The sequence below is a fragment of the Streptomyces sp. NPDC056738 genome, assembly GCF_042790435.1.
Classification (GTDB): Bacteria; Actinomycetota; Actinomycetes; order Streptomycetales; family Streptomycetaceae; genus Streptomyces.
The window spans coordinates 522,578-542,601 of the sequence record NZ_JBHTZF010000004.1 but is presented as its reverse complement, the minus strand read 5'-3'; the positions used below and the strand labels follow the sequence as shown (position 1 = coordinate 542,601).

Annotated in this window: 14 protein-coding genes and 2 pseudogenes; 2 read left to right on the top strand and 14 right to left on the bottom strand. The window is 70.8% G+C overall.

Annotation, left to right across the window (positions count from 1 at the left end; all coding sequences use genetic code 11):
- Positions 1–14 precede the first annotated feature (14 nt).
- The 7 genes from topA to bldG all read right to left on the bottom strand — a co-directional run bounded on the left by topA (position 15) and on the right by bldG (position 10,098).
- Positions 15–2,831: a type I DNA topoisomerase gene (gene topA, locus ACFRIC_RS13495; RefSeq protein ID WP_382783947.1), complete on the bottom strand. Its 2,817-nt coding sequence runs from the start codon at positions 2,829–2,831 to the stop codon at positions 15–17.
- 248 nt (positions 2,832–3,079) lie between these two features.
- The gene (locus tag ACFRIC_RS13490) at positions 3,080–3,277 is read right to left on the bottom strand and encodes a hypothetical protein (RefSeq protein WP_382783945.1); all 198 of its coding nucleotides are present in this window, start codon (positions 3,275–3,277) and stop codon (positions 3,080–3,082) included.
- Between the two features lie 602 nt (positions 3,278–3,879).
- Entirely contained in the window at positions 3,880–5,409 is a 1,530-nt protein-coding gene (locus ACFRIC_RS13485) for a methyltransferase (RefSeq protein WP_382783943.1), read from the bottom strand.
- A gap of 224 nt (positions 5,410–5,633) precedes the next feature.
- Positions 5,634–6,230 (bottom strand): small secreted protein, encoded by a 597-nt coding sequence (locus tag ACFRIC_RS13480; protein WP_382783940.1) that lies wholly within the window; start codon positions 6,228–6,230, stop codon positions 5,634–5,636.
- Positions 6,231–6,459: 229 nt separating this feature from the next.
- Positions 6,460–8,868, bottom strand: coding sequence for a sodium-translocating pyrophosphatase (locus ACFRIC_RS13475; RefSeq protein ID WP_382783937.1), 2,409 nt, complete (start codon positions 8,866–8,868; stop codon positions 6,460–6,462).
- A 345-nt stretch (positions 8,869–9,213) separates the two neighbouring features.
- Positions 9,214–9,642: an ATP-binding protein gene (locus tag ACFRIC_RS13470; RefSeq protein ID WP_382783934.1), complete on the bottom strand. Its 429-nt coding sequence runs from the start codon at positions 9,640–9,642 to the stop codon at positions 9,214–9,216.
- Positions 9,643–9,744: 102 nt separating this feature from the next.
- Complete coding sequence (bldG, locus tag ACFRIC_RS13465; protein ID WP_037625427.1) at positions 9,745–10,098, bottom strand: anti-sigma factor antagonist BldG; 354 nt, start codon at positions 10,096–10,098, stop codon at positions 9,745–9,747.
- A gap of 80 nt (positions 10,099–10,178) precedes the next feature.
- On the opposite strand from bldG, the gene ACFRIC_RS13460 reads away from it, so the two are divergent.
- On the top strand, positions 10,179–12,671 hold the full coding sequence (locus ACFRIC_RS13460) for a DEAD/DEAH box helicase (RefSeq protein ID WP_382783930.1): 2,493 nt from the start codon (positions 10,179–10,181) through the stop codon (positions 12,669–12,671).
- A 295-nt stretch (positions 12,672–12,966) separates the two neighbouring features.
- Here the strand turns inward: ACFRIC_RS13460 and ACFRIC_RS13455 are convergent.
- The 7 genes and pseudogenes from ACFRIC_RS13455 to ssd all read right to left on the bottom strand — a co-directional run.
- Positions 12,967–13,365, bottom strand: a pseudogene (locus tag ACFRIC_RS13455) (Rv3654c family TadE-like protein); the annotation flags it as partial.
- Positions 13,366–13,460: 95 nt separating this feature from the next.
- Entirely contained in the window at positions 13,461–13,883 is a 423-nt protein-coding gene (locus ACFRIC_RS13450; protein ID WP_382783927.1) for a TadE family type IV pilus minor pilin, read from the bottom strand.
- Positions 13,870–14,007 carry a DUF4244 domain-containing protein gene (locus tag ACFRIC_RS13445; protein ID WP_382783924.1) on the bottom strand — a complete coding sequence of 46 codons (138 nt, stop codon included), beginning with the start codon at positions 14,005–14,007 and terminating at the stop codon, positions 13,870–13,872. The genes ACFRIC_RS13450 and ACFRIC_RS13445 overlap by 14 nt, the downstream gene beginning before the upstream one ends.
- Positions 14,008–14,245: 238 nt before the next feature.
- On the bottom strand, positions 14,246–15,028 hold the full coding sequence (locus tag ACFRIC_RS13440) for a type II secretion system F family protein (protein ID WP_382783921.1): 783 nt from the start codon (positions 15,026–15,028) through the stop codon (positions 14,246–14,248).
- The gene (locus ACFRIC_RS13435) at positions 15,025–15,897 is read right to left on the bottom strand and encodes a type II secretion system F family protein (protein WP_382783920.1); all 873 of its coding nucleotides are present in this window, start codon (positions 15,895–15,897) and stop codon (positions 15,025–15,027) included. The genes ACFRIC_RS13440 and ACFRIC_RS13435 overlap by 4 nt, the downstream gene beginning before the upstream one ends.
- A gap of 217 nt (positions 15,898–16,114) precedes the next feature.
- Positions 16,115–17,380 (bottom strand): annotated as a pseudogene (locus ACFRIC_RS13430) (TadA family conjugal transfer-associated ATPase); the annotation flags it as partial.
- A complete protein-coding gene (gene ssd / locus ACFRIC_RS13425) occupies positions 17,377–18,471 on the bottom strand; it encodes a septum site-determining protein Ssd (RefSeq protein ID WP_382783916.1) in 1,095 nt (364 codons plus the stop codon). The pseudogene ACFRIC_RS13430 and the gene ssd, both read right to left, overlap by 4 nt.
- Positions 18,472–19,042: 571 nt before the next feature.
- Between ssd and ACFRIC_RS13420 the strand changes: the two genes are divergently transcribed.
- Positions 19,043–19,876 (top strand): HAD family hydrolase, encoded by an 834-nt coding sequence (locus ACFRIC_RS13420; RefSeq protein ID WP_382783913.1) that lies wholly within the window; start codon positions 19,043–19,045, stop codon positions 19,874–19,876.
- Positions 19,877–20,024: the final 148 nt, after the last annotated feature.

Here is a 20,024-nt window from a genome sequence, read left to right as displayed (position 1 = left end):
TCGGTCCCGTCGGCTCAGCCTTCCGAGGCAGCCGTCTTCTTCGCGGCGGTCTTCTTGGCGGGCGCCTTCTTGGCCGCCGTCGTCTTCGAAGCCGTCGTCTTCTTGGCGGCGGTCTTCTTGGCCGGCGCCTTCTTCGCGGGCGCCTTCTTGGCCGCCGTCTTCTTCGCGGTCTTCTTGGCCGGACCCTTGGCACGCTTCTCGGCGAGCAGCTCGTAGCCGCGCTCCGGCGTGATGTCCTCGACGCTGTCGCCGGAGCGCAGGGTCGCGTTCGTCTCGCCGTCGGTGACGTACGGACCGAAGCGGCCGTCCTTGACCACGACGGGCTTCTCGCTGACCGGGTCGGTGCCCAGTTCCTTCAGCGGCGGCTTGGCGGCCGCGCGGCCCCGCTGCTTGGGCTGGGAGTAGATCTCCAGCGCCTCTTCCAGCGTGATGGTGAAGAGCTGGTCCTCGGCGGTGAGCGAGCGCGAGTCCGTGCCCTTCTTCAGGTACGGACCGTAGCGGCCGTTCTGCGCGGTGATCTCGACACCTTCGGCGTCCGTGCCGACGACGCGCGGCAGGGACATCAGCTTGAGGGCGTCGTCCAGGGTCACCGTGTCCAGCGCCATCGACTTGAACAGCGAGGCCGTACGCGGCTTGACGGCGTTCTTGCCCGTCTTCGGGGTGCCCTCGGGGAGCACCTCGGTGACGTACGGGCCGTAGCGGCCGTCCCTGGCGATGATCTGGTGACCCGTCTGCGGGTCGGCGCCGAGCTCGAAGTCACCGCTCGGCTTGGCGAGCAGTTCCTCGGCGAGTTCGACGGTCAGCTCGTCCGGGGCCAGGTCCTCGGGGACGTCGGCGCGCTGGTGGTTCTCGTCGTCCTTCTCCCCGCGCTCGACGTACGGGCCGTAGCGGCCGACGCGCAGCACGATGGAGTTGCCGACCGGGAACGAGGAGACCTCGCGGGCGTCGATGGCGCCCAGGTCGGTGACGAGCTCCTTGAGACCGCCCAGGTGGTCGCCGTCGCCGTTTCCGGCCTCGGCGGCGCCGGCCGCGTCGCCCTCGCCGAAGTAGAAGCGCCTGAGCCACGGCACGGCCTGCGCCTCACCGCGGGCGATGCGGTCGAGGTCGTCCTCCATCTTGGCGGTGAAGTCGTAGTCGACGAGCCGCCCGAAGTGCTTCTCCAGGAGGTTGACCACGGCGAACGACAGGAAGGAGGGCACCAGGGCCGTCCCCTTCTTGAAGACGTAGCCGCGGTCGAGGATCGTGCCGATGATCGACGCGTACGTCGACGGGCGGCCGATCTCGCGCTCTTCGAGCTCCTTGACCAGGGAGGCCTCGGTGTAGCGGGCCGGCGGCTTGGTGGCGTGGCCGTCCACCGTGATCTGCTCGGCCGACAGCGGGTCGCCCTCGCCGACCTGCGGCAGACGGCGCTCACGGTCGTCGAGCTCGGCGTTCGGGTCGTCCGCGCCCTCGACGTAGGCCTTCAGGAAGCCGTGGAAGGTGATCGTCTTGCCGGACGCGCTGAACTCGGCGTCCCGGCCGTCGGCGGACGTGCCCGCGATCTTCACGGTCACGGAGTTGCCGACCGCGTCCTTCATCTGGGAGGCGACGGTGCGCTTCCAGATCAGCTCGTACAGCTTGAACTGGTCGCCGGTCAGTCCGGTCTCGGCGGGGGTGCGGAAACGATCACCCGAGGGGCGGATCGCCTCGTGCGCCTCCTGCGCGTTCTTGACCTTCCCGGCGTACGTACGCGGCTGGGCCGGCAGGTAGTCGGCGCCGTAGAGCTGGGTGACCTGGGCGCGGGCGGCCGTGACGGCCGTGTCCGACAGGGTCGTGGAGTCCGTACGCATATAGGTGATGAAGCCGTTCTCGTACAGCTTCTGCGCCACCTGCATGGTCGCCTTCGCGCCGAAGCCGAGCTTGCGCGAGGCCTCCTGCTGGAGCGTCGTCGTACGGAACGGGGCGTACGGCGAGCGGCGGTAGGGCTTGGACTCGACCGAGCGGACCGCGAAGTCCGTGTCCGCCAGGGCGGCGGCGAGCGCGCGGGCGTTCGTCTCGTCCAGGTGGAGCGTGTTCGCGCCCTTGATCTGGCCGAGCGAGTCGAAGTCGCGGCCCTGGGCGACGCGCTTGCCGTCGACGGCGGTCAGCCGCGCGACGAGGGTGGACGGGTCGCTCGCGTCACCGGTGCGGCCGGTGCCGAAGGTGCCGGTCAGGTCCCAGTACTCGGCGGAACGGAACGCGATGCGCTCGCGCTCCCGCTCGACGACGAGCCGGGTCGCCACGGACTGGACACGGCCGGCCGACAGGCGCGGCATGACCTTCTTCCACAGGACCGGCGAGACCTCGTAGCCGTAGAGACGGTCGAGGATGCGGCGGGTCTCCTGCGCGTCGACCATGCGCTTGTTCAGCTCGCGCGGGTTGGCGACGGCGCTGCGGATCGCGTCCTTGGTGATCTCGTGGAAGACCATCCGGTGGACGGGAACCTTGGGCTTCAGGACCTCTAGGAGGTGCCACGCGATGGCCTCGCCCTCGCGGTCCTCATCGGTGGCGAGGAAGAGTTCGTCGGAGTCCTTCAGCAGGTCCTTGAGCTTCTTGACCTGAGCCTTCTTGTCGGCGTTGACCACATAGATCGGCTGGAAGTCGTGTTCGACGTCCACACCGAGGCGGCGGACCTCGCCGGTGTACTTCTCAGGCACCTCCGCGGCGCCGTTGGGGAGGTCGCGGATGTGCCCGACGCTCGCTTCGACGACATATCCGGGGCCGAGGTAGCCCTTGATCGTCTTCGCCTTGGCAGGCGACTCGACGATGACGAGTCGGCGGCCGCCGTGTGCGGTGTCGCTGGTCGGGGACAACTTCGCTCTTCTCTCCGGTCGACGCGGAATCTCCTCGGGGCCTGGCTCCCGAGAGGTCGGGTCATGCTGACGCTGCGGAGTGTGACGGTACATCCCGCCCCCGTGTCAAACGGGAAAAGCCCGCAACGGCCACTCGAACGGTAACCCGACTACCGCCATTCCTGCCGCCCGGAGTGTCGACCCGCTCTTCCGGGCCTATCCGGAGGGTAACTTCCCAGTTACCCGAGGCGTGCTGCTCACGCACGGTCTCACAGGCGCGTGAAGCACCACACGGCGAGCACCAGTGCCCCGCTTCCGGCGACGCTCGCGAGGGTCGCCGATGCGACGCGGTTCACACCGTGGGCGACCGGCTCGCCCTGCCGTACCCGGACCACCGTCCAGGCCAGGATTCCGCCTCCGAACAGGGCGAACACCATCCCCGCGAAGATCGCCGGCCCGCTTTCCATGGCTCTGTCCTCTCACCCCGGGTCCCCAGGCTCGGGACGCTGACACGCCCCGGCAGCGGGCGTACGAACCCACGGTGAACACCAGGCAACCGGTGCCCCATGGGCCCCTCACGCAGCACCCGACACGGGGATCCACCCCGCCGCCCGGTGTCCGCGGACGCGGCCTCCCACGCCCCCGACTGTGGCGAATCCGTCGTTCCCGCCCCGTCCCGCCGATGGCCGGCAGCCTCCGCGCGGCGCTCCGCCCGCTCCCGGCTCCCCTCGATCCCGCCTCGACCCGATCCAGCCTCGACCCGCCGCCACGGAGTCGCCCTCCCTCGCAGCCGGTCCCTTTCCTCCTCGCTCTCGTCTCTTTTTCTCGTCCTTTCCACGGACGCCTTCGCTGTGACCGGAGTCCGTGTCCGCGTCGGCGTCGGCGTCGGCGTCCGTCCGCCCATCCATATCCGTCATGCGGGCCGGCCATTCATATCGGCTGTCCGGCCCGTATCTGTCCGAGCCGGACGGTTACGCCGGGTAACTGCTGCGGGTGATTGCGGCGCCGGTGAGGCCGCCCGGAGGTTGGCCGGTTTCCCCTCCCGGGCGGCCGACAGCGAACCCCCCGTTTATTCGACCGGCTCCAGGAATCCCTGCTCGACCAGCAAGCGGATCTGGGCGGGCGTGCGGTCCCGCAGCAATACCGGGTCCTCACCGACCAGTTGGGCGATGGCGTCGAGGATCCGGCCCGCGCTCAGTGTGCCGTCGCACACGCCGGCGAAGCCCGCGCCGACCGTGTCCACCTTGGTGGCCCTGCGCATGCCGCGGTGCTGACGCAGCACCACATGCTCCGGGTCCTCGGCGCCGGGCAGCCCGACCTGCTCCTGCACGACCTCCGCCACCAGTCTGAAGTGACCGGCGAGCAGGCCCGCGTCGTCGTTCCGTCTCAGATAGTCGACCCGGTCGAAGTGCTCCCGTACGGCCTCGCCGAGCGGCTGCTCGACGGAGTGCGGCCACTCCTCCACCGTGACCGACGGCTCGGCCGCCGTCGTCCTGCGCAGGGTGATCCATCCGAAGCCGACGGCCTTCACCTTGCGGGCCTCGAACTCGTCCAGCCACGCGTCGTACCGCGCCTGGTAGTCGGCCTGGTCGGCCCGGTGGTCGCCCGAGTCGCGCAACCACAGCTCCGCGTACTGCGTGACGTCCTGCACCTCGCGCTGCACGATCCACGCGTCACAGCCGCGCGGCACCCAGGAACGCAGCCGGTCCTGCCAGTCCTCGCCCTCCACGTGCTGCCAGTTGGCCAGGAACTGGGCGTACCCGCCTTCGTTCAGCCGGTCCCCCGCCTCCTGGACGAGCGTGCGGCACAGATCGTCGCCGCCCATTCCGCCGTCGCGGTACGTCAGCCGGGCGCCCGGCGAGATCACGAAGGGCGGGTTCGAGACGATGAGGTCGTACGTCTCGTCCGCGCGGATCGGCTCGAAGAGGGAGCCCTGGCGCAGGTCCGCGGCCGGTGCGCCGGAGAGCGCGAGGGTGAGCGCGGCGATGTGCAGGGCACGGGGGTTCAGATCGGTCGCCGTCACGCGCGTGGCGTGCTGCGCGATGTGCAGGGCCTGGATCCCGGAGCCCGTGCCGAGATCGAGCGCGGAGTCGACGGGCCGGCGCACGGTGATGCCGGCGAGGGTCGTCGAGGCGCCTCCCACCCCGAGGACGACCTCTTCGTCCCGGCTGCCGATGCCGCCCGCTCCCCCGACGGCGCAGCCGAGGTCGGACACGATGAACCAGTCCTCGCCATCGGGCCCGCCGTAGGGCCGGATGTCGACGCTCGCCACGACCTCGTCCCCGCCCGTCCGGGTCAGCCAGCCGCTCTCCAGGGCGTCCTCGACGGGCAGCACCTCCGCCACACGCGCGTACGGCACGGGCTGCTGCAGCAGGAACAGCCGGACGAGCGTCTCCAGCGGTGTGTCTCCGCGGGTCGCCCGGAGCGCGGGCACGGTCTCGCTGCGCGCCAGCGCGGCGTACGCGGGGGCACCGAGCAGGTCGAGGAGACCGTCCGCGGTGAAGGAGGCCCCGAGGAGGGCGCTCCGCAGCCGGGCGGTGGTGTCGGCGTGATCGGACGAGGGCAACGGTGACAGGCTGGTGTGACTCACGCCTCCCATTGTGTCCGCTATCGCCCACGGGCACCCACACCTGTGGACAGAGCCCGGCCTGTGGACATCCCCACCTGTGGACAGAGGTTCACCCGTAGGCCGGGGCTCCTCCGCTCACCGCGGCTCGTCTGTCGACGGCGGCCCCGCTGGGGACGGCGGGCCGGCGCGCGCCGCGCGGGCCGAGAGCCCGGCGCGCACGCGCGCCGGGCTCTCCTCGGGCTCTGCGGACTGCCTCAGCCGTTGGCCGCCGCCGGGGACCCGGACGCCGACTTGCAGCTCTCCTGCTGCGCCATCGCCTTGCCCACGTCACCCTCCTCCAGCTTCTTCAGGGCGTCGTTCCCGCTCTGGCTCAGCTTGCCGAGCTGGGTCGCGATGCCCTTGAGGCCCTCGGCGAACTTGGCCTGGTCCTTGGTGTCGAGCTTGGCGACCTGCGTCTTCAGGGCGGCGTACTGCGCGGAGATGCCGTTGAGCTCCTTGACCGCGTTGGTCTGCTTCGTCTTGCCGTCCTCGACGTCCGGCGGTCCCGCGTTGTCGACGGCGGTGCCGATCGCCTTGTAGGCGTCGGACATGTCCTGGAAGGCCTGAGCGTCGGTCTTCTGAACGGCTTCCGGCGTGCTGTTGTCCGAGGTCTGCTTCTGGATCGCGGCGTTCGCTTCCTCGATCTTCTGCGCCTGCGGCTTCACCGCGTCACAGACCTGCTTGGCCCAGGAGTTCAGCTTGTCGTTGCCACTGTCCCCGCTGCTGCCGCATCCCGACAGAGCGAGCACCAGTACCGCACCGCCGGACAGTGCGACCGCGAGCTTCTTGTTCACCGGTTTGGTCCCTTCCATGGCTCTCGGCCCCGGAACATACACGCCATGTGGGCGACACCCACATGGCGAATGCCCGCTATGACTGCTTTTGAAGCCATTTGCACCAAGCGAGAGAAGGCTCACGGCGACAACGTGAACACACGCAGAACGGGCGCGCGGCACGTCAACACGCGCCGCGCGCCCGCCTGTTGGCCCGTATCTGATCCGGCACGGAATTCCGTACCGGATCAGACGCGGAACCGGTGCGCTACGAAACCACCGCGGGGTCGGCCGACTTGGCGACCCCTTCGTCGTTGTCCTCCTCGTCGCCCATGACGATGCCGCGCCGCTTGGAGACGTACACGGAGCCCACGATCACGATGAGCGCGAGGACGGCGATGAACACCCGTACGCCGACGCTCTTGTCGTCGCCGTACGAGAACTTGACGATGGCCGGAGCGATCAGCAGCGAGACCAGGTTCATGACCTTCAGCAGCGGGTTGATCGCGGGGCCCGCCGTGTCCTTGAACGGGTCGCCGACGGTGTCACCGATCACCGTCGCCTCGTGGGCCTCACTGCCCTTGCCGCCGTGGTGGCCGTCCTCGACGAGCTTCTTCGCGTTGTCCCACGCGCCACCGGAGTTGGCGAGGAAGACCGCCATCAGCGTGCCCGTGCCGATCGCGCCCGCGAGGAACGAACCGAGCGCGCCGACGCCGAGCGTGAACCCGATCGCGATCGGCGTGAGCACCGCGAGCAGACCGGGTGTGGCCAGTTCGCGCAGCGCGTCCTTGGTGCAGATGTCGACGACTTTCCCGTACTCGGGTTTCTCGGAGTAGTCCATGATCCCCGGGTGCTCGCGGAACTGCCGCCGCACCTCGTAGACCACCGCCCCGGCGGACCGCGACACCGCGTTGATCGCCAGCCCCGAGAAGAGGAAGACGACCGCGGCGCCCGCGATGAGACCCACCAGGTTGTTGGGCTGTGAGATGTCCATCATCAGGTTCATCGGAGCGCCCGGCCCCGAGACCTTCTGGCCCACGTCGCTCGCGGCCGTGGTGATCGCGTCACGGTACGAGCCGAAGAGGGCCGAGGCCGCGAGGACGGCGGTGGCGATGGCGATGCCCTTGGTGATGGCCTTGGTGGTGTTGCCGACGGCGTCCAGGTCGGTGAGCACCTGCGCGCCCGCGCCCTCGACGTCGCCGGACATCTCCGCGATGCCCTGCGCGTTGTCGGAGACGGGACCGAAGGTGTCCATCGCGACGATGACACCGACCGTGGTGAGCAGGCCCGTTCCGGCGAGCGCCACGGCGAACAGCGCCAGCATGATCGACGTACCGCCCAGCAGGAACGCCCCGTACACGCCGAGGCCGATCAACAGGGCGGTGTAGACGGCCGATTCGAGACCGATGGAGATACCGGCGAGGACGACGGTGGCCGCGCCGGTGAGGGAACTCTTGCCGATGTCCCGGACGGGACGGCGGCTGGTCTCGGTGAAGTAGCCGGTCAACTGCTGGATGAGCGCGGCCAGCACGATGCCGATCGCGACGGCGACGAGTGCGAGCACCCGTGGGTCACCGTCCTTGGCCTTGATCGCCGCGTCCGTGACCCCGTCCAGTTCGCCGTAGGTCCCCGGAAGGTAGATGAAGACGGCGAGGGCGACCAGGACGAGCGAGACCACCGCGGAGATGAAGAACCCGCGGTTGATCGCGGACATGCCGCTGCGGTCGGAGCGCCGGGGCGCCACCGCGAAGATGCCGATCATCGCGGTGAGCACGCCGATCGCGGGCACGATCAGCGGGAACGCGAGCCCGGAGTCGCCGAACGCCACCTTGCCGAGGATCAGCGCGGCGACGAGCGTGACGGCGTACGACTCGAAGAGGTCGGCGGCCATACCGGCACAGTCGCCCACGTTGTCGCCCACGTTGTCGGCGATCGTCGCGGCATTGCGCGGGTCGTCCTCCGGGATGCCCTGCTCGACCTTGCCGACCAGGTCGGCACCGACGTCGGCGGCCTTGGTGAAGATGCCGCCGCCGACACGCATGAACATCGCGATCAGCGCCGCGCCGAGACCGAAGCCCTCCAGGACCTTCGGCGCGTCGGCCGCGTACACGAGCACCACACAGGAGGCGCCCAGCAGACCGAGCCCCACCGTGAACATGCCGACGACGCCACCGGTGCGGAAAGCGATCTTCATGGCTTTGTGCGAGACGGCGGTGAGATCCTTTTCGGGCTCACCCTCCGCCGGGGTCGCTTCCCGTGCGGCGGCGGCCACGCGGACATTGCTCCGTACGGCGAGCCACATTCCGATATAGCCGGTGGTCGCCGAGAACGCCGCGCCGATCAAGAAGAAGATCGATCGTCCGGCGCGCTGATTCCAGTCGTCCGCGGGAAGCAGCATGAGCAGGAAGAACACCACGACGGCGAATACGCCGAGCGTGCGCATCTGACGTCCCAGGTAGGCGTTCGCGCCTTCCTGGATCGCCGTCGCGATCTTCTTCATGCTGTCGGTGCCCTCGCCGGCCGCGAGAACCTGGCGCACCAGGATCCCGGCGACCACGAGCGCTGCCACGGCGACGACCGCGACGACCGTCACGATGAGACGGTTGCCGTCCGTCAGGACCGCGGCTGCGAAGGTTGTGGGGTGGTCAAACTGATGAGGGGTAGAAAGCCCCGCCATTCGTCCTCCTTGACGCTTGGGCTGAGCTCAAGATGTGGACGGATTCTAGGTACCGGAACCTGATCAAAACAGTGCGCGGTAAGCGGAATTAGCCTTCACTTGCCCTTCAGCAAATGATCGACAGGCGTCCACGGACCCAAATGCAGTAATGCCCCAGAAGCGTTGACGCTTGATCCAATTATCACGCGACTGATCGTGAACCAATTCACGAAACGCCGTGCGCGATCAACGGAATACACGATCACCGGAGCGCACGATCACCGTAAGGGTGAGGCAGGTTTCCCGGACATGCCGAAGGGCCCCACCGAGTAGGGCCCTTCAGGTCGAACTCAAGAGGGACGGCTGTCAGGTAAGAGCCACGGCCGGCGGCGTGGTGGGCCAGCTCATCCTGATCAGTCCGCCGTGCTCTCCGGCGATGACTTCAACGTCGTCGACGAGGCCGCTGATGACCGCGAGGCCCATCTCGTCCTCCTCGGCCTCCGCGTCCGAGACGGCGCCGGACGCCGCCCCGCCGGGTACGGAACCCGGCGCCTCGTCACCGACCTCGATGGAGAACTGCTTCTCCTCCTCGATCAGCGTCACGTGCACCGGCGCCGCGATACCGCCGCTCTGGTGCAGTCCGACAGCACGAGTACAGGCCTCACCGACGGCGAGCCTGACCTCGTCGAGGACGGCCTCGTCCACTCCGGCCCTGCGCGCCACCGCTGCCGCCACCAGACGGGCGGTCCTGACGTGCTCGGGCAGCGCGCTGAAGCGGAGTTCAACGGTGGCCATGCATCCCCCTCTGAACTACGGGCGTGCTGTCTGGGGGCCGGGCCGAGGGGCCCGGTCCCCGATGTGTGCGAACCCGGGCCCCTCGGCCCGGGAGACCGGCCGTCAGTCGGTCGCGTTCACCGCCTCGTCCACCGAGGTGTGGATCGGGAACACCTTGGTGAGACCGGTAATACGGAAGATCTTCAGAATGCGCTCCTGGTTGCAGACCAGACGCAGCGAGCCCTCATGGGCCCGTACGCGCTTCAGGCCGCCCACCAGCACGCCGAGACCGGTGGAGTCGAGGAAGTCCACGCCCTCCATGTCGACGACGAGGTGGAAGCTACCGTCGTTCACCAGCTCGACCAGCTGCTCTCGCAGCTTGGGCGCGGTATATACATCGATTTCGCCGCCGACCTCGACGACCGTACGGTCGCCGTTAGGGCCGGACACATTGCGAGTCGACAGGGACAGGTCCACGGATCCTCCAGCACCTTGCTATCGAGCGGTCGCCCCATGGGACACCTCGGCAGAGCCCCCGGGACGGTTCGCCAGCCGCGATGGCATTCAATCACTTACCGGCAGGCGTGCACGACGCCTTGGGCCCATTGTCCGTCACGCCAGTGACACACTCGATGCCGATGGCCAAGAATCACCGATCCGATCGTTCCTCGGCGGACACCGCTTCCCGCCCCTCGCCGAGCACCGTCCTGGACCGGCTCGCCTCGGGGCCGAGCCGGGCTTCGCGCATCACTCATACGGAGCACTTGCCCCCGCGAGCGGGTCGCCATGCCGTCTGGCCCGACCGGATCCGTTCCGAGGTCATCGCCGCCGTGCAGGCGGCGGGCATCGAACACCCCTGGGCCCACCAGGCGCAGGTCGCCGAGCACGCCCTGGACGGCGAGTCGGTGATCGTCGCGACCGGCACCGCCTCCGGCAAGTCCCTGGCCTACCTCGCCCCCGTCCTGACGGCCCTCCTGGAGGGCTCGGAGGCCCCGAACGGCCGGGGTGCCACCGCGCTGTACCTGGCCCCCACCAAGGCCCTGGCAGCCGACCAGCGGCGTTCGGTGAAGGAACTTTCACAACCGCTGGGCAATGCCGTCCGCCCGGCCGTGTACGACGGCGACACACCCTTCGAGGAACGCGAATGGGTACGCCAGTACGCGAACTACGTCCTCACCAACCCCGACATGCTGCACCGCGGGATATTGCCCTCCCACCCCCGCTGGTCCTCCTTCCTGCGCGCCCTGCGCTACGTCGTCATCGACGAGTGCCACACCTACCGCGGCGTCTTCGGCTCCCACGTCGCCCAGGTCCTGCGCCGCCTGCGCCGCCTCTGCGCCCGCTACGGCGCCTCTCCCGTCTTCCTGCTGGCCTCCGCGACCGCCGCCGAACCCGCGGTCGCCGCGCGCCGCCTGACCGGCCTCCCCGTCGTCGAGGTCGCCGACGACGCCTCCCCGCGAGGGGAACTCGTGTTCGCCCTGTGGGAGCCCCCTCTCACCGAGCTGCACGGCGAGAAAGGTGCACCCGTCCGGCGTACCGCCACCGCCGAGACGGCCGACCTGCTGACCGACCTCACCGTCCAGGGCATGCGCTCGATCTCCTTCGTACGGTCCCGGCGTGGCGCCGAGCTGATCGCGCTGATCGCACAGGAACGCCTCGCCGAGATCGACCGCTCGCTGTCCCGGCGCGTCGCCGCCTACCGCGGCGGCTACCTCCCCGAGGAACGCCGCGCCCTGGAGAGCGCGCTGCACTCCGGGGAACTCCTCGGCCTCGCCGCCACCACCGCCCTCGAACTCGGCGTCGACATCTCCGGCCTCGACGCCGTCGTCATCTCCGGCTACCCCGGCACCCGCGCCTCCCTCTGGCAGCAGGCCGGCCGCGCGGGCCGCTCCGGGGAGGGCGCCCTGGCGATCCTGGTCGCCCGCGACGACCCGCTGGACACCTTCCTCGTCCATCACCCCGAGGCCCTGTTCGACCAACCGGTGGAATCCACCGTCCTCGACCCGGACAACCCGTACGTCCTGGCCCCCCACCTGTGCGCCGCCGCCTCCGAGATCCCGCTGACGGACGAGGACCTGGACCTCTTCGGCCCCGCCGCGGCCGGGCTGCTGCCGCAACTGGAGGCCGCGAAGCTACTGCGCCGCCGGGCCACGGCCTGGCACTGGACCCGCCGGGAGCGGGCCGTCGACCTGACCGACATCCGCGGGGGCGGCGGCAGCCCGGTGCAGGTCGTCGAGGCCGGCACCGGCCGCCTGCTCGGCACGGTCGACGAGGGCGCCGCGCACACGGCGGTCCACGAGGGCGCGGTCCACCTGCACCAGGGCCGTACGTACCTGGTGCGCAAGCTGGACCTGGAGGACTCCGTCGCACTGGTCGAGGAGGCCAGCCCGCCCTACTCGACGGTCGCGCGCGACACGACGACCATCGCCGTCCTCGAGACCGACGTCGAAGTCCCCTGGGGCGACGGCCGGTTGTGCTACGGCTCGGTGGAAGTCACCAACCAGGTCGTCTCCTTCCTGCGCCGACGTGTCATCACCGGCGAAGTGCTCGGCGAGACCAAACTCGACCTCCCTCCCCGTACGCTCCGCACCCGCGCCGTCTGGTGGACGGTCACCGAGGACCAGCTCGACGCGGCCCGCATCACCCCGGAGATCCTCGGCGGCAGCCTGCACGCCGCCGAGCACGCCTCGATCGGCATGCTGCCGCTGTTCGCCACCTGCGACCGCTGGGACATCGGCGGTGTCTCCGTCCCGCTCCACCCGGACACGCTCCTGCCCACCGTCTTCGTGTACGACGGCCACCCGGGCGGCGCCGGATTCGCCGAGCGGGCCTTCCACACCGCCCGCTCCTGGCTCACGGCCACCCGTCAGGCCATCGCCTCGTGCGAGTGCGACGCCGGCTGCCCCTCCTGCATCCAGTCCCCCAAATGCGGTAACGGCAACGACCCCCTCCACAAGCGAGGCGCGGTACGCCTGCTCACGGAACTGCTTCGGGCGGCACCGGAGCCGGGCCCGGAGACACCGGTCGGCGAGGAATCGGGGCGCGTGTAGTCCGGCGGACGCGGTCGGGCCAGGATTGATTCGGGTGGGGCGCCAGGGCCGGATGGGTCGGTCGAGGTGCCGAGGCTTGGTGCGCTGGATCGGTCGGATGGTCCAGGCGGGGTGCCAGGGCCAGATGGGCTGGGCGGGTCGCCGGGACCTGGCGGGGTGCCAGGGCTGGGCGGGTCGCCGGGGCCGGATGGGCCGGCCGGGTCGCCGGGACCGGGCGGGTCGCCAGGGCCGGATACGCCAGATAGGCCGGATGGGTGAGGGCCGACGGCCGGTCGGAGGAAAGTTGGGCCGGGATAGGCCGAACGGGTGACGTGGGGGCGCTCGACCCCGCAGGCCCGGCTCTCGATCTGACCTCGGCGGTGATCGGCCCGGTTCCGGACGACGCCGTCACCTCCGAGATCTGACCCTCCACCTCGCACCGCACGAGCCGCGCGCCCTGTGCTCGGGCCACCCGGTCCGCGCGGGCGCAAGCCGCCGTCCCACCGTCGCTCCAGTGGTCCGCCGCCGCGAGGGCCGCCAAGTCCGCGGCCCCCGCGGCCCGATGCCGCACCACGACGGCCTGCCCCATCGACAGCACCGCCCCGAAGACGGCACAGAGCACGGCGACCGCACCCACCGTCCACACCGTCGCGGACCCTCTGTCGGAGGACGCACGCCACCTGCGGGAAGACGCACGCTCCCTGTAGGAGGGCACACACCACCTGCCGGAAGACGCACGCCACCCGGCACGGCGGCCCACCCCGACAGGCGACCACACCCATCACCGGCTCGGCCCGGCGCTCCGGTTCCTCATCTCCCCTCCACCTCGGCGGCCGTGTCCCCCACCGTCTCCTCAGCCAGCGCCACCGCCTCGTCCTTCAGTTCAAGGGACAGAGCGGCGGGACCGGGGGTCCGCGCGCCGACCGTGACCCGGACCAGATCTCCTTCCCGGCCCACCATGACCTTCGCGGCGGGCGGGGCCGCACGACGGGCCGTCTCCAGGACGGCCTCCTCCGGGTCCTGGCGCGCCGCCGACCGAGCGCCCGCCCTCGCCGCGTCCACGCACTGGATCTGCGCCGAGGCGGCGAGCAGGGCCCAGACGAGCGCCATGCCGACGAGCACCAGAGAGGGCAGGACCACGGCGGCCTCGGCGGTGACGAACCCACCGTCCCGGCGTGAGGCCGGACCCGCCCTCAACTTGGCTTGTCCCCTGCGGTGTTCACATCTGGACATTGAGCGCCCGTCCCACGATGCCTTGCAGTTCTTCGCCGACCTGCCCGCTCGTCACCACCTTGTAGAGCGCGGCCGCGAAGGCCACTGCCGCGATGACACCCACCGCGTACTCGGACGTGACCATCCCCGTGTCCCTGCGCGCCGCGACGGACGCGATCCGGGCCCGCACCCACGCACGTCCTCGCCCCCGCTCCCGCCCCCTTTTCCCCTCCAGCTCATGCGCCTGCTCTCGTCCCCGCCCTCGCGCCGATCCGAGAACTCGTGCCATCCCGCTCATGTCAACCTCCTTGAGATTCAGCCCTGTCGGTCACTTCGCTCGCTCGCGTTCACCACTGCCGTTCACCGCTCACCTCCGCCGCCTGTCACCCACCACCCCCTCGCAGCAGTCCGCCGGCGAGCCCGATCACCACGGGCAGCACGCCAATCGCGAGGAAGGCGGGCAGGAAGCACAGGCCCACCGGGGCGGTGACCATGACGGCCGCCCGGCGGGCCTTCGCCGTCGCCGTGCGCGCCCACTCGGCGCGGGCCTCCGCCGCGAGTCGGCCGACCGGCACAGCCGCCGGCACTCCCGAATCACCCGCCCGCTCCAACAGGCGCGCCAGCCCCCGAGCACCCGGCAGCGAGGCCAACCTCCGCCACGCGTCGACCGGTTCGCCGCCGAGCCGTACCTCCGCCGCACCCCGGGCCAGCCGCTCACCCACGGGTCCGCCCAGTGCCTCGCCGACGGCCTGCGCGGCCGCCACCGGACTGGCCCCCGCGGCGATACAGGCGGCCACCAAGTCGGCGGCGAGGGGCAGTTGGCGGGTGGCCGACGCCACGTCGTACTCCTCCGGAAGCGCCGCGTTCCGCCGCCGAAGCCACCGCCGGACTGCGAACCCGGCCGCCAGCCCGGCCAGAACGCCGCCGAGCCCGCCGACCAGAACCCAGCCGGCACACACCACACCCAGCAGAGGCAGCCATCGCCGGCCGAAGCCCCGTACCTCGTGTCGCCGCGGTGGCGGCTCGGGTTCCGGGAGCATCAACGCGGCCAGACGTCCACGCACCCTCCTCACCCGCCTCACCGTCCCGAGCCAACGGGCCGGCGAGCCGATCAGGAGCACTCCGCACACAAGTACCCCCAGCCTGTGGACAACTTCCGCGCTCATGCCGCCTCCGCTCCTCGTACGATCCGCAGCGCCCACCACATCCCCACGCCCTCCAGCACTCCGCCGACCAGCAGGCAGCCCAGCCCGGGACCCGTGTGCAGCAGCACGTGCAGGGGGTTCGCGCCGAGCGCGGTGCCGAGCAGGAGACCGAGGACGGGCAGGCCCGCGAGCATGAAGGCGGTCGAGCGCGACCCGGCCAACTGGGCGCTCATGTCGGCTCTTTGATCCCGCTCGGCTCGCAGCGCGCCCTCCAGCCGGTCCAGTCCCGCCGCGAGCCCCGCGCCCCGGTCCACGGCCACGCGCCAGCACGCGGCGAGCCCCACCAGTCCGTCGGCACCGGGCTGCCGTGCCGCCTCGGTGAGCGCGCCCGGCACGTCTCCGCCGAATCTCGCCGCGGCCAGCACCAACGGCTGCGCCTCGGCGAGTCCGTCCGAATCGCGGGCGGCCACGAGCAGTGCCTCACCGGGCTGGCGGCCGGCCCGCACCTCGCCCGCGAGTGCGCCGCACAGGGCGATCACCGCGTCGCCCCGTCGCTCACGTTCGCGCCGGGCCTCCCCCGCTCGCCACACCCGGCGCAACAGGGGCATGCCTGCGGCTCCGAGGAGCAGGGGCACGAGCGATGCGCCCAGTACCGCGATCACCGCTCCCGCCACCAGGGACCACGCTTCGGGCCGCAGCCGCCCGCGCAGCCGTAGCCAGTCGACACGGGCCCGCTCCCACGAAGGCGGCCCGGTCGCCGCACCGCCGCCGGCGAGCAGCATCCTCGCTCTGCGCGCGCCCGAGCCGTGCCCGCCGATCAGCCAGGCCGCGATCCCGGCGCACGCCACGGCCGCTCCCGCCGGCGCGTCCGCCATCTCACCGAACCTCATCCCGCTCCCCGTTCGCATCCCGACGTCCGCCCTTCGTGAAGACCCCGGCGTCCGCCACTCCCGCAGGACTCCTCGTACTCCTCCGATCCGGAAGGACTTCCTGGCTCCCGAGCCCGAACGGCTCGCGCCACCCCTGACCCGACGCCATCGGCGTGCGGCACACCTGGCTCGACCCCACCGGCTCGCGACGCCTCCGGCCCGGGCCGATCGCCCCGCGGCCGCCCTGAGTTCGGCCTTCCTGGCTTCCCGCCCGGAGGAGCTCCCGCAGCCGCTCCCACCCCCGTTCGTACGCGAAGGCGTCCTCGCCCCACCGCAGTGCCGGCACCGTCACCACCAGCCCCGACGGGGCTCGTTCGAGCACATGGACCTCGGCGATCCGGCGCCGGCCGGTCCGGTCCCGTACGAGATGGAGGACCACGGACAGTGCCGCCGCGAGTTGGCTGTGCAGCGCGGCCCTGTCGAGGCCGGCCGCGGTGCCCAGGGCCTCCAGCCGGGCCGGGACCTGCGCCGCCGCGTTGGCGTGGAGCGTTCCCGAGCCGCCCTCATGTCCTGTGTTCAGGGCCGCCAGCAGCGAGACGACCTCTGGACCTCGCACCTCGCCGACCACCAGCCGGTCCGGTCTCATCCGCAGGGCCTGCCGGACGAGATCCTGGAGGGAGACGAGTCCGACGCCCTCCTGATTGGCGGGCCGCCCTTCCAGGCGCACCACATGCGGATGGTCGGGTCGCAGTTCGGCCGAGTCCTCGGCGAGCACGATCCGCTCGCCCGGACCCACCAGCCCCAGCAACGCGCTGAGCAAGGTCGTCTTGCCCGAACCTGTGCCTCCGCTGATGAGGAAGGACAGCCGGGCGTCCACGAGTGCTCTGAGGACCTTGTCGCCACCCGGCGGCACCGTTCCCGCCGCCACCAGTTCGTCGAGGGTGAACGCGCGTGGCCGCACGACACGCAGCGACAGGCAGGTGGAGCCGACGGCCACCGGTGGCAGCACCGCGTGCAGACGGGTTCCGTCCGGCAGCCTTGCGTCCACCCAGGGGCGGGCGTCGTCGAGCCGTCTGCCGGCCACCGCCGCGAGGCGTTGCGCGAGCCGTCGTACGGCCGCCGTGTCCGGGAAGGACACCGAGGTCAGCTCCAGGCCGCCACCGCGGTCCACCCAGACCCGGTCGGGCGCCGACACGAGCACGTCGGTCACCGACGGATCGGCGAGCAGCGGCTCCAGCGGGCCGCTGCCGACCAGTTCGGAGCGCAGCCGCTCGGCCGCGCCGAGGACTTCGGCGTCCCCGAGCACCCGCCCCTGCTCGCGCAGCGCCTGGGCCACGCGCGCGGGAGTCGGTTCGGATCCGCTCTCGGCCAGCCACTGCCGCACGCCGTCCAGCAGCCCCGCACCGCCGTCCGGCGCGGCCCCGGGTCCGTCCCACGCCTCGATCCCCGGGGGCGGGAGGCCTGGCGGGCCGACCCTCGTCTCCTTTCTCGCGTCCCAGTTCATACGCCCCCTCCTTCGACCGGAACGCGCTGCCAGAAGGCCGCGCAGAACCGTGCCAGGGGCCCCTTCGCCGCGCTTCCCGGCGGCGGCCCGCCGTCGAGCGGGAGCGACTCCGCAGGCAGTTCGCCCACCAGGGGCAGGTCGAGCAGACGGGCGACCTCGCGGTCGTCGAGGCCCGGCGCGCAGGGGCCGCGGACCACGATCCGCAGATCGCGCAGAACCATGCCGACCGCGGACGCCACCCGCCCGGCGGCCGCGACCGAGCGCAGGTCGGCGGGGACCACCAGCAGCCCCATGTCGAGCTGGGCGAGGATCTCGGCGACACCTTCGTCGATGCGGCGGGGCAGATCGACGACCACCGCACCACCACGCCGTCTGGCGGCGGCCAGTACCGCCCGGACCGCTTGCGGGGGAACGGTGACCGTGTCGCTCCGGTCCCAGCTCAGAACGCGCAAGGAGTGCAGCCTGGGCAGGGACTCCTCCAGGGCGCCGCCGCCGACCCTGCCGCGGGATGCCGCGAACGCCGGCCAGCGCAGCCCCTCGGCCGTCTCGCCGCCGAGGAGTACGTCGAGTCCGCCTCCGAGAGGGTCCGCGTCCACGAGCAGAGTGCGCTTCCCCTCACGCGCGGAGGTGACGGCGAGCGCGCAGGCCAGCGTGGAGGCACCGGCCCCACCACGGCCGCCGAGCACGCCGACGGTGAGGGCGGGCCTGCCGACTCCTTCGGCCACGTCCGCGATGCGGTCCACGAGCCATTGCTCGCCGTCCGGCAGCACCAGGACGTGATCGGCGCCGATCTCGACGGCACGCCGCCAGACTCCGGAATCGTCCTGGTCGCGGCCCACCAGGACCACTCCCCTTCTCCGCACGGCGCCCCGTACGCGCGATGCCGCGTCGTCGCCGACCAGGACGAGGGGTGCCGCCTCCCAGCTCCCCCGGCGTTCCGGAATCCCGTGATGGACCTCGGGCCGCGCGCCCGCCGCGGCGCACAGGCGCAACAGGTCGTCGAGAAGGTCGACGTCCTCGGTGACGATCAATGGTCCGCCCTGCCGCCCCTCGGCGGTGGGCGGCCGGTCATGGGTGATGGCTCCCGCCACGATCTCCAGCCCCCTTCGCTGCTTCTTGCGCGGGGCCCTCCAGGACCCCGCGATTCACGCTCGTATGAAGAGCCGGCAAGCGGCCTCCATATGAACGGCCGTTACGAACCGGCCAAACGCGTCCGACAAACGGAACCGGCCATGAACCGGCCGCGAACGGAGCGCGTGGGAATCACGGTGCGGCGATCCCGGAAATCGTGTGGATCTTGGTCGAAAACTGTGGACAACTCGGCGGCTGTGAATATCGCCTTCACGCCTACCGGTGAACGCTCAACGACTTCCGCAGAGCATCACGGCGACTACACACGGTGACGGATCATGGGTACGCGAAGAGAGCGGAATCAGCGGTGCAGAGGAGGTTCCGGGGTCGCGCAGAAGCGGAGAAAACCCGTCCGGACATGCGACGACCCCCGCCGGGGGGGAGAGCGGGGGTCGTCCCCACGGCCGACTCGGGGGGGGAGGAGTCGGACCGGGTTAGCACGGTCGCGAACGATCCGTGACTTCCATGGTGTACCCGAGAGCCTTCTCAGGCAAACCCACGCGCCTCACCTTACGCCGAATGGTGGGCCCTATGCTCGACCTCGTGGAAAACCACTCCTTGCCTCGTACAGCGGCCTTCTTCGACCTGGACAAGACGGTCATTGCGAAGTCGAGCACGCTCACCTTCAGCAAGTCGTTCTACCAAGGCGGACTGATCAACCGCAGGGCGGCCTTGCGTACCGCATACATCCAGTTCGTGTTCCTGGCGGGCGGAGCCGACCACGACCAGATGGAACGGATGCGCAAGTACCTGTCCTCGATGTGCCGCGGCTGGAACGTCCAGCAGGTCAAGGAGATCGTCGCCGAGACACTGCACGACCTGATCGACCCGATCATCTACGACGAGGCCGCGTCGCTCATCGAGGAGCACCACAAGGCCGGTCGCGACGTCGTGATCGTGTCCACGTCCGGCGCCGAGGTCGTGGAGCCGATCGGCGAACTGCTCGGCGCCGACCGGGTCGTGGCGACCCGCATGGTCGTCGGCGAGGACGGCTGCTTCACCGGAGAGGTGGAGTACTACGCGTACGGGCCGACGAAGGCCGAGGCGATCAAGGAGCTGGCGGCGTCCGAGGGGTACGACCTGCCCCGCTGTTACGCCTACAGCGACTCGGCGACCGATGTGCCGATGCTGGAGTCCGTCGGGCATCCCCACGCGGTGAATCCGGACCGCGCGCTGCGCCGGGAGGCGGTCGCCCGCGCCTGGCCGATCCTGGACTTCCACCGCCCGGTCCGGCTGAAGCAGCGACTGCCCGGCCTGTCCGTGCCGCCCCGCCCCGCCCTCGTCGCGGCGGCCGCGATAGGAGCGGCGGCGGCCACGGCGGGACTCGTCTGGTACGCCAGCCGGCGTCGCGCGACGGCGGTGTGAACCCTCACGCGCGCGTGAGGGTTCTCCGCGCACAAGAGTTCTAAATGAAGTCCATTTCTCACCCTTTTGAACCTAAAAGTAAAGAAGTGCGGTAAGGGGTTTCGCTTCCTCCGAACCTGGAGTACAAAGGGTTTAACGGCCCGCGAGA

Bases quoted from the DNA above. Each gene is read 5' to 3' on its own strand.
- ACFRIC_RS13490 (WP_382783945.1), bottom strand. From the start codon at position 3,277: ATGGAAAGCGGGCCGGCGATCTTCGCGGGGATGGTGTTCGCCCTGTTC.
- ACFRIC_RS13485 (WP_382783943.1), bottom strand. From the start codon at position 5,409: ATGGGAGGCGTGAGTCACACCAGCCTGTCACCGTTGCCCTCGTCCGAT.
- ACFRIC_RS13480 (WP_382783940.1), bottom strand. From the start codon at position 6,230: ATGGAAGGGACCAAACCGGTGAACAAGAAGCTCGCGGTCGCACTGTCC.
- ACFRIC_RS13475 (WP_382783937.1), bottom strand. From the start codon at position 8,868: ATGGCGGGGCTTTCTACCCCTCATCAGTTTGACCACCCCACAACCTTC.
- ACFRIC_RS13470 (WP_382783934.1), bottom strand. From the start codon at position 9,642: ATGGCCACCGTTGAACTCCGCTTCAGCGCGCTGCCCGAGCACGTCAGG.
- ACFRIC_RS13460 (WP_382783930.1), top strand. From the start codon at position 10,179: ATGGCATTCAATCACTTACCGGCAGGCGTGCACGACGCCTTGGGCCCA.
- ACFRIC_RS13450 (WP_382783927.1), bottom strand. From the start codon at position 13,883: ATGTCCAGATGTGAACACCGCAGGGGACAAGCCAAGTTGAGGGCGGGT.
- ACFRIC_RS13445 (WP_382783924.1), bottom strand. From the start codon at position 14,007: ATGGTCACGTCCGAGTACGCGGTGGGTGTCATCGCGGCAGTGGCCTTC.
- ACFRIC_RS13440 (WP_382783921.1), bottom strand. From the start codon at position 15,028: ATGAGCGCGGAAGTTGTCCACAGGCTGGGGGTACTTGTGTGCGGAGTG.
- ACFRIC_RS13435 (WP_382783920.1), bottom strand. From the start codon at position 15,897: ATGAGGTTCGGTGAGATGGCGGACGCGCCGGCGGGAGCGGCCGTGGCG.
- ACFRIC_RS13420 (WP_382783913.1), top strand. From the start codon at position 19,043: ATGCTCGACCTCGTGGAAAACCACTCCTTGCCTCGTACAGCGGCCTTC.